Here is a 9,182-nt window from a genome sequence, read left to right on the forward strand (position 1 = left end):
ATAATATACTTACTTTAGGCACATCTGGTTCTGGTAAGACTATATTTTTAGCGAGTCTGTTTAAACAATTATCAACTCAAGGTGAAAAAGGATTCTTTGTAGAAGTAGCTGATTCTCATAAGAGTAGAGAACTTAATACAATTTATACACAAATTATTACCGGAGAAAAATGGCCAGCAGGAACTAGAAATGTTACTAACTGGACTTTTAATTGTTGTGTAAAAAATTCTGAATTAGATAACTATCCAGTATGCCAATTTACCTATATTGACTATGCAGGAGGACTACTTACAGATGTAGATGATGATGAAGATATTACTTTTGATTTTCAAGAAGAAGTTCCTAAAGCAGATGCAATTTTAGTCATTATAGACGGATTTAAAGCCTATAAGTTTATGGAGGATAAGACTCTAAGTAATAGAGATGTACTGATTTGGTTACAGAATGATATGCCTAATATAATGCAACTGGTAGATAAGTGCAAAAAAGACACTCCAGTTCACTTTATTATTAGTAAATGGGATTTACTTGCAAATAGATACAAATTATCAGATATACTAAATCGATTACAAGATAAGGTTAAGGAATTTAAGGATGTAGTTGTTAGTAGAAAGAATGCTGGTTGCCCACTACGTATAATCCCTGTAAGTTCTATAGGTCAGGAATTTGCTACTCCCCAAGACGATGGCTCTATGAGAAAAAATCCTGACGTTATCCCTATTCCTTTCCAGGTAGAGATTCCGCTTATTTGTGTAATGATTGATAAAGTTAAAGCATATATAAACTCTTTAGAAATAAACAAACAAGAAGTTTATCCATCAGTCCAAGCTAAAACTAATTTGCTTTTTTCGGGTAATGTCTTGATGGATAGAGTAAAAACTTATGTGCAATCTTTAGGAGTAGATACGGACAATATTCAGGCATTAATACAAACTAAAACTAATTTTGCATTGTTTGATCCGCTCATTCAGTCTTTTTTTAATAAAGAAGCTGCAATTATACTTGGAGATAAAGAAGAACGTTTAAAGGAAGTTAAAAATGATGAAACTGCGCTCAACTACTTGGTTAGTATTTTTTTAGAGCATCTCCAGAAATTTGAAAAAGAATTTCCTGAAGCTAATTTAGGTGGAGAAATTATTTCTTCTTCTCCAAAGCCACCTGTAAAATATGCTCGGACTACTTTATCGAGCGCAACCCTAACTCAGACTTTAATTGGTCATCAAAAGGTGGTACGTTCCCTTTGCTTTACATCTGATAGTCAAGCAATCTTCAGTGCCAGTCACGATAAAAGTATTCGATTTTGGCAGCTTGCATCAGGAAAGTTACAAGGAACTATTAATGAAACATCAGGGTTTGTACTAGCGAATCTTAGTAAAGATAATCAACTATTATTTACGACTAGTGAAGATAAAATTATTAAGATATGGGACGCGAATACAGGAAAGTGTCTGCATAAATGGAAAGGACATTCTGACCTGATTAATGCGTTTATTGTTAGTCCCGATGGGCGCATGTTCATCACTGGCAGTCGGGATAAAACCGTGAAACTCTGGCAATTTGGAACTGATGGTGGTCAGTTAATTCATACATTAAACGGACATCGCAGTTTTGTTTATGCACTTGCTGTTTCCTCTGATTGGCGCATTGCAGCCAGTGGGGGTGGCGACAAGACAGTATTCCTTTGGGAGCTTGACAAAGGTAAATTACTCCATACTCTGGACAAGCATCTTGGTTTCATTCGAGCATTAGCCTTTAGCTCCGATGGAAACATATTAGTTAGTGGAGGTTTTGGCAAAACTGTGTATGTGTGGGACTGGAAAGTTCGCAACTTGTGCTACGAGTTGGAAGGACATACTGAGGCAATCATATCCCTTGCTATTAGCTCAGACAACCGCATCCTTGCTAGTGGAAGTGAGGATTGCACAATCAAATTGTGGGATTTATCAACCGGAAATTTAGTCACTACTTTGCCTGGGCATAGGGGTAGAGTGACCACTCTAGCTTTTAGTCTAGATAATCAAATATTAGCCAGTGGCTCTGAAGATAACACGATCAAAATTTGGAAAATTGTATAAAATTCAGCTTAAGTAAACCTATGCAGTCTAACAAAGTCCCTAACTATTTACCTCAAGCGATTTTATTAGCTATATTCTGCTGTCAGCCATTTGGGATTGTAGCAATTATCTACGCTGCTCAAGTTAATGCAAAATTCCAAGCTGGAGATTACGAAGGCGCAACTACAGCATCAGATAATGCTAAGAAATGGTGCTGGATTTCTTTTGGAGCAGCAATTTTGTTTTATTTATTAATATTTATTATTGGCAGTCTTAATCAATAATAATTATAAAAAAATAACACTGTTATTTACCATTAGCCATCTTTCATTAGAGTTATATGTTATCAAAAAATCTTACCTCCTATTCCTTGTCTCCGATAGAAAAAAGACGGCTGAAAGTAATTATTTTGTCAGCAATTATTCTAATTGCAGCTATTATTCTCTACTTTTTCAATCCTGCTACGCCGGGCAGACTTTATCCACCTAGTCCATTTCGGACTTTAACGGGTTTATATTGTCCTGGCTGTGGAACACTGCGGGGATTTCATCAGTTACTTCATGGTCATCTATGGACAGCCTTTGGACTAAATCCTCTCATGGTATTATCATTGCCCTACCTGTTATATTCCTATATTTGCTACAGTTTACCTGCATTTACCAGACGTAAAGTTACCCCAATTTTTATCAAGTCTACTTGGATTTGGTGGACACTGAAAATCATTTTGGGCTATTGGATTTTGCGGAACATTCCTTTTTTCCCGTTTTATTGGCTTGCTCCATAATTAGAGAAGCTAATCAAGATAATTTCTCAAAATTCCAAAGAGAGGATATTTACAATGTAACCGTCTCAAAGCTTTATTAGGTTGCAAAGATTCAAATACCTTTTTGACTAGATTTTGAGAGTTTTGAAACAGTTTTATGTCTATCTAGTCGGAATATAGAAATATGAACGTTGAATCTTGGCATTTTTTAGTGAGTCGAAATCGTTCTCTTGATTACAGAACAGTCGTAGCTCCTGATTTTATTTGTGAAGCTAAGATTTATAACTTATTAGCTAGAGTAGCTGATGGAGATTTAACAGAATCTAAGATGGGATTTTTTAGGCAAGTGATTGGTTCAAAAGCTGGAGATTTTACTATAGCTTTTCGAGTTATTAAAGCCACAGGACAACATCTCAATCCCGAAGGAAAAAATGAAATATTAAAAGATTCATTTGGTAGAGAGATTTATCTCATAGAGGGCGTTGTACTTAAGGGTATTGTAAACAAAAAAGAGTTTTTTGTTACTAATAAAGATATTGAAGAAGCCCATGAATTATTAATGACAGGATACAAGCAGTTTTGGGAGTATAGTGAACCAACTCCAGCTATTCCCTCACATAAATTTTCGTTAAGTATAGACAGTTCTAGTACCCCTTTACAACTAGAAGAATTGGAGCCTTTCCAGGTTAGCTCTAAATCTCCAAACCCAAGGAATAAATCAAAAATTAATTTTGTTACTTTTTTAGTTCCTATTATTCCTATTGTTGTATTACTGATGCTTGCTATGTGGCTCACCAAAATAGTTTATCCATTTGGAAAAAGCATTGTAGGCGGATGTACTACTATCCAGGAGGTAGAGATTGTATTTAATAAGCAAGATAAAATCGATGAGACTATTAATAAAAAAAACTTCCAAAAAGACTATCCGAAGGCAGACATTTTTCTCAATGGTTCATTGAAAGTGGAATCTTCACAGAGATGGAAATCTCTTCAGGAAAGAGAAAAACTAGCTGAACCCACCCAATATACTATTCGTCTAAATGAAGATAATAGCTTGCAAATGCGAGATCATCCTATTGACTTAGCGATCGCCCAACTTCGGAACCAGAAAGTCTCTGATAAATCTACTATTCAAGCTAGAATTATTGATCAAAAGGAATGTACAAAAGATGGTAGTCCACAACAGGGCTAGATATAGAGGGACTACTTCCACCACCAGTTTCGATTCCATCTACTAGAGGCGATGTCTGTCGATAAGAAGCAGAGCTTCTACGCAATTCTAATAATAGGGTTAAAGCAGGTGATGTCTCCTAACAAAGCGATTTTTATTTAAGGATAAATACTTAATCGAACCCTAGCTTTGTTCCATCCTGAAGGTGCGCTTTGCATATAGATTACTAGCGCCAAGCCCATGTAGCGTCTACGCAAGTCAAGTAAATAGCTTAGTGGCGTGACGATGAACAGTGAGCCTAAGAATACTGACCAGCTAAAATCAACCTCTTCGTTCTTCTAACCGCTCTTATTTCAGAAAAGCCAAACAGCGCATCGCTTAAATCATCTAGCTGGTTAATTCAGTGGTGGTCAGTGGGTTCCATGTCAATTAGTTCCCCATCTTGCCAGTTCATAACGGGGATTATCTCGGTATTGAGAGAGAAAATCTGCCAATGTAAGGGTTTTTGTGGAAATATATGTCATTTTCCTCTTTAATCATTCAAGAAGCTTAATCAACCCCCCACATGAACGCCAGGTCGCCTCTGGGGATTCTTTTCGGCCCGCCGGAGTACTTCACGGGTAACTACAGCAATATCACCCTCTCCAAACAAGATAAAACGCAGTAAGTATTGTATGGGATTGCCCTCAACCCAACCGAAGTAGGCATGGGGAATCTTACCTGTTTGGTCACGAATATAGAGCAGTAAAGCCGCGATCGCATTGGGGACTGCTGCACTCTCAGCCCGCAAGATGCGATAATCACCAACTTGCACCCCTCTTACTTTGATGATATCCGCAAATTCTGAAGCATCTGATACCTGAATCTCTAGAAAAAGAATTGGATCGTTGGGGGGAATATGGTTATCCTCGCGTACCTCTTTCTCTTTCATAAAATACTCTAGGACATCACCTGTATTCAACCGATTTGCAATCAGTCGGATTGCTCCTTGGCTCTCTTCAGCAAGGAATTGGGCAGCAAGTTCGTCAACTTCGATCCGCTCTGCTCGCAGTTCCGTCGAACGCCAAACACGAGAAACCAGCGAGGTAAAAATGATTGCACCGATGAAAAACCCAGCAATTCTAATCCCCTCTGGTCTTTCGATGATGTTAACAATAGTAGTATATAAAAATAACAGTGTAATAGTAGCAAAAACCAGTCTTGCCCGCTTCTCTTTGTGACGGTGGGCTGATAAGGTAACGGCAAAGGCTGCTGAGGTAATTAATACAAGCACACCAGTTGCATAAGCCCCACCTTGGGCTTCCACATTTGCCCTGAAGATAATTGTGACAACAAATGCGATCGCTGTGTAGACTAACACCAAAGGTCGCGTTACCCGTGCCCAATTGGGAGCCATGCCATAGCGTGGTAGGTAACGAGGCACAATATTCAGTAGCCCCGCCATTGCAGATGCACCTGCAAACCACAAAATAGAAATAGTACTTAGATCGTAAATCGTGCCAAAGGCGTTGCCTAGATGCAAATGTGCTAAATAAGCAAGAGCCCGGCCGTTAGCTTTGCCACCAGATGCAAATTCTGCAACTGGAATCAGTAGAGTGGTTATAAAACTGGTGGTGAGCAAAAAGAAGCTCATAATCAGAGCAGCACTGGTGAGCAGCTTGCGTGTATTCCGAATCCGCCCTTTGGAATATTGGCGAGTGTCACTGCTGTTACCTTTGACAAGTGGCATCACGGTTACGCCAGTCTCAAAGCCTGATAATCCCAGTGCTAGCTTGGGAAATATCAAAAGAGCTATACCGATTAAGATAAAAGGATTGGAATGGCGGGCAAAAAGTGCAGTCTGCCAGTTAGCGATCGCTCCTGGGTGAGTTAAAATTTGGTACACACCGACGCTAACGACAATGAAGTTTAACAGCAGATAAGCTGCCACCAAGACTACTGCAATCCCAATCGCTTCTCGGAAACCTCTCAAGAAAACTGCGCCTAGTAATGCAACTAATATTAGGGTGATTGCGATCGTCTGACCGTGAAACCAATCTGGGGTAAGGGGATTTTCAATAATATGGGCTGTAGCATCAGCAGCCGACAGCGTAATGGTAATAATAAAGTCGGTTGCCACAAAGCCGAGTAAACATAACACAAGTAATTTGCCTTGCCACCAAGGTAGCAAACGCTCTAACATTGCGATCGACCCTTCACCATGAGGGCTTTCGGCAGCAATCCGCCGATAGATTGGCAATGCTCCAAAAAGCGTCAGCAAAACTAGAATCAGGGTAGCGATAGGAGAAAGAGCGCCAGCCGCCAGTGCTGCAATCCCAGGTTGATAGCCAAGGGTGGAGAAATAATCTACACCAGTCAAGCACATTACCTGCCACCAAGGATGCTGGCGATGTGCTTCTTCCTTGCGGTAAGGCCCTTCCTTCTCTCGTCGATCTTCTTCAAGCAACCAGAGGATTAACTGACTGCCGAGCCGTTTTGTTGAAACAATTGATTTACTCATCAAATATGGTTGTTTTGCAAAAGTCCGGCTTTGTGATTTTTAAGCCTTCGTGGTTTATTAAAATTTTTAACTACAAATATATAGCATTATTATTGTAGGTTAAGCATCCTGTCCGATTTACAAAATATATAAGTTGTCTAGCGGATGAAGATCGAGTTTAGCTTCCGCTATTGGGAAAAATTAATATCGTATACGGACATTTTGGAATTAAAGTTTTCGTACCCTTAGCATTTTTGATCTGCATCAGTTCTCAAAAAGGGTGCTGATGGATTTACGAATACCGAAGATAGAAAGTACTGAGGCGCTAGCCTCAGTGTAATTACGGCTTTTCAGCGCCCAAATTGCTATATTCATACTCTTGTAAAGGTGATGTCTTTTTCTCTACTTAACGCTTTACGAGGCAAAATTTCATCTGAGCAAAGGTGGATACTGTACCAATACTTATCGGGTTTTGGGGAAAAAAACCTTTAAAATCTCTAGCAGATGATTAGGTAGATGCTATGAGTGAAACTACAGAAACGATTTTCAGCAAAATCATTCGTCGGGAAATCCCCGTTGATATTGTTTATGAGGATAATTTAGCCCTGGCCTTCAAAGACATCCACCCCCAAGCGCCTGTACACATTCTCGTCATTCCTAAAAAACCCATTCCCACACTAGCTGATGCTGAATCTCAGGATCATGCTCTGTTGGGGCATCTTTTATTAACAGCCAAACGTGTTGCAGAAGAAGCTGGACTGAAAAACGGTTATCGAGTTGTCATCAATACTGGTGATGATGGTGGTCAGACTGTCTATCACTTACATTTGCATATTTTGGGAGGACGGCAATTAGACTGGCCCCCTGGTTGATCAAACTTGAATGCTTATCCATAAATCAAAGACACTCTTCTGAAAGAGCTACGGTGTATACACAAATCTTTTAGAGTTGTCCCACAGCATTTAGATTCCTTTTAAAAAGGGGGGAATAGGAGTCAAAGTCCCCCAATTTATCGGGGGATTTAGGAGGATCTAACGTTGTTGCATATCTCGTATAGAGATGCGTGTACACCGTAGCCCGAAAGGGGGCATTTTTGCGTTGAGTTTATTGGTATGTTAAGCACTTAAGCAATAATTATCAAAAAGTAAATTTTACGAGTAATAATTGCTAGCAGCGCAGATAATTGCCTCAAAGTTCAAGTATAGGGAGAAGCCAAGAATGATTTTACATCGTGGGCGTAGGGTGGTAGCTGCTTTATTGCTGTCAGTGGTACTACTGACAACAGCCTGTAGCCCAAAAGCACCTGGACGTTTTGACCAGGCGCAAAAAGAAAGCACTCAACAAAAACGCGGTCAAGCCGTGGCTAAGAACGCAACTCAGGGTAGCGAGTTTAATAAACTTTTCCCTAGTGCAGGTGATGGCTACCAGCGTGTCTTTACCCAAGAGAAAAAAGGCTTTGCAGAAGCGAAGTTGAAAAAAGGTGGTAAAGATGTAGCATTGCTGTCTATCTCTGATACTACCAGCACACCTAGTACAGCAGCAAAGTTCTCAAAAAGCACCAAGAAAATTGGCGGTTATCCCGCAGTAGAAGTTGGTAAGACGCAAACTGCAATTTTGGTAGGCAAGTACCAAGTAAAAGCACTTTCCCGCGATTCGTCATTTACAGCTAGCGATCGCGCAGATTGGCTAGAGAAGTTTAATCTTAATGGTCTGGCTAAACTGAAATAAGCCGGATTGCCAAGATTGAAGATAACAAAACCTAAGTAAGGAGATTTTTGTGAGCAAATCGATTGTTGATTTAGTCGATCAATTGCCAACCGGTGGCTTGACTATTTCTATGTTGAAGTCCCTCGATTTTGTTGCTCCTGGGGAGTGGCAAAATACCGTCGGCTTTGTCAACACCATTAAAACCGTCACTGGCGAAGACGACGAAGATTTAATTCAACAAATTGGTGAAAGAGCGATTTATCTATTCAATGACAAATCCCAAGGATACCAAACAGCTTTGTGGTTATATCAAACCGTTGATGGTACAGATAAAGCTCTCGGTGCAGCCGCTTTAGCTAACAAAGTTGGCGAAAAAATTCCTTTATTGGGTTTTTTAAACTCTGTCACTCCCAAACCAGACAAAGCCCAAACCATCGATTTGACATTAAAGTTAGTGGCTGAGTTGGTAGCTTTCTGTCAAATTAACGGCATTCCTGGAGACAGCATTGGCGATTTTGTCGCCTCTTTAGGTGAGTATAGTGGTGAGTCACTCATCCGCATGGTGGCATTAGTTTGTGTTGATGGTTTAATACCTCTAGGCCCAGACTTCATCAGCAAAGCCATATCTGGGATTAATCAAACAAGTCCCAATGAGTTAGAACAGAACTCGACTTTCCAAAATATCAAAGATGTGATTCCAGGCAACAATGCTGGTAGTAAACTCAACTTTATCGGCGAAAGTTTTGACTCAGTTAAAGGTTGGATGAGTGGTATTGTCAGTGCGAATAATTTAACGCCACACAAGGTAGTTAGCAACTTACATAGTTTTGTGGATATTGCAGATGATAAGTTAGACTACCTGGCTGCATTCTTGGATGTATCTACAAATTATTATGAACACACTGGCACACAAACTTTAGCACGTCGCTTGATTGAACGGGCGGTGGCTGAGATTTAGGTCAATGGAGATTGGGGACTGGGGAAAAAGTAGAGGAGAAGTTGCAGTAG

At 39.9% G+C, this 9,182-nt stretch carries 8 protein-coding genes and 1 pseudogene; 7 read left to right on the top strand and 2 right to left on the bottom strand.

Annotated features, from left to right (window positions below):
* The 4 genes from G1O98_RS34080 to G1O98_RS34095 form a co-directional block, all read left to right on the top strand.
* The coding region (locus tag G1O98_RS34080; protein WP_163938009.1) for a WD40 repeat domain-containing protein at positions 1 to 2,075 on the top strand (2,075 nt) is incomplete at its 5' end.
* A 20-nt stretch (positions 2,076 to 2,095) separates the two neighbouring features.
* On the top strand, positions 2,096 to 2,338 hold the full coding sequence (locus tag G1O98_RS34085; protein WP_163938012.1) for a CD225/dispanin family protein: 243 nt from the start codon (positions 2,096 to 2,098) through the stop codon (positions 2,336 to 2,338).
* 56 nt (positions 2,339 to 2,394) lie between these two features.
* Positions 2,395 to 2,838 (top strand): DUF2752 domain-containing protein, encoded by a 444-nt coding sequence (locus G1O98_RS34090; RefSeq protein WP_163938015.1) that lies wholly within the window; start codon positions 2,395 to 2,397, stop codon positions 2,836 to 2,838.
* A gap of 163 nt (positions 2,839 to 3,001) precedes the next feature.
* Complete coding sequence (locus G1O98_RS34095; protein WP_163938018.1) at positions 3,002 to 4,009, top strand: hypothetical protein; 1,008 nt, start codon at positions 3,002 to 3,004, stop codon at positions 4,007 to 4,009.
* Between the two features lie 391 nt (positions 4,010 to 4,400).
* Here the strand turns inward: G1O98_RS34095 and G1O98_RS40415 are convergent.
* Together G1O98_RS40415 and G1O98_RS34105 are read right to left on the bottom strand one after the other, a co-directional pair.
* A pseudogene (locus G1O98_RS40415) lies at positions 4,401 to 4,512 on the bottom strand (Uma2 family endonuclease); the annotation flags it as partial.
* Positions 4,513 to 4,541: 29 nt separating this feature from the next.
* On the bottom strand, positions 4,542 to 6,488 hold the full coding sequence (locus G1O98_RS34105; protein WP_163938021.1) for an amino acid transporter: 1,947 nt from the start codon (positions 6,486 to 6,488) through the stop codon (positions 4,542 to 4,544).
* A 500-nt stretch (positions 6,489 to 6,988) separates the two neighbouring features.
* Between G1O98_RS34105 and G1O98_RS34110 the strand changes: the two genes are divergently transcribed.
* From G1O98_RS34110 to G1O98_RS34120, 3 genes are all read left to right on the top strand, one after another.
* Entirely contained in the window at positions 6,989 to 7,339 is a 351-nt protein-coding gene (locus tag G1O98_RS34110; RefSeq protein ID WP_012408957.1) for a histidine triad nucleotide-binding protein, read from the top strand.
* Between the two features lie 346 nt (positions 7,340 to 7,685).
* Positions 7,686 to 8,195 (top strand): hypothetical protein, encoded by a 510-nt coding sequence (locus G1O98_RS34115; RefSeq protein WP_163938024.1) that lies wholly within the window; start codon positions 7,686 to 7,688, stop codon positions 8,193 to 8,195.
* A 49-nt stretch (positions 8,196 to 8,244) separates the two neighbouring features.
* Positions 8,245 to 9,132, top strand: coding sequence for a hypothetical protein (locus G1O98_RS34120; RefSeq protein ID WP_163938027.1), 888 nt, complete (start codon positions 8,245 to 8,247; stop codon positions 9,130 to 9,132).
* The last annotated feature ends 50 nt before the right edge of the window (positions 9,133 to 9,182 follow it).

This window comes from Nostoc sp. UIC 10630 (assembly GCF_010747425.1).
Taxonomy (GTDB): Bacteria; Cyanobacteriota; Cyanobacteriia; order Cyanobacteriales; family Nostocaceae; genus Nostoc.

Coding starts and splice junctions, on each gene's coding strand:
- G1O98_RS34085 (WP_163938012.1), top strand. CDS start 2,096: ATGCAGTCTAACAAAGTCCCTAACTATTTACCTCAAGCGATTTTATTA.
- G1O98_RS34090 (WP_163938015.1), top strand. CDS start 2,395: ATGTTATCAAAAAATCTTACCTCCTATTCCTTGTCTCCGATAGAAAAA.
- G1O98_RS34105 (WP_163938021.1), bottom strand. CDS start 6,488: ATGAGTAAATCAATTGTTTCAACAAAACGGCTCGGCAGTCAGTTAATC.
- G1O98_RS34110 (WP_012408957.1), top strand. CDS start 6,989: ATGAGTGAAACTACAGAAACGATTTTCAGCAAAATCATTCGTCGGGAA.
- G1O98_RS34095 (WP_163938018.1), top strand. CDS start 3,002: ATGAACGTTGAATCTTGGCATTTTTTAGTGAGTCGAAATCGTTCTCTT.
- G1O98_RS34115 (WP_163938024.1), top strand. CDS start 7,686: ATGATTTTACATCGTGGGCGTAGGGTGGTAGCTGCTTTATTGCTGTCA.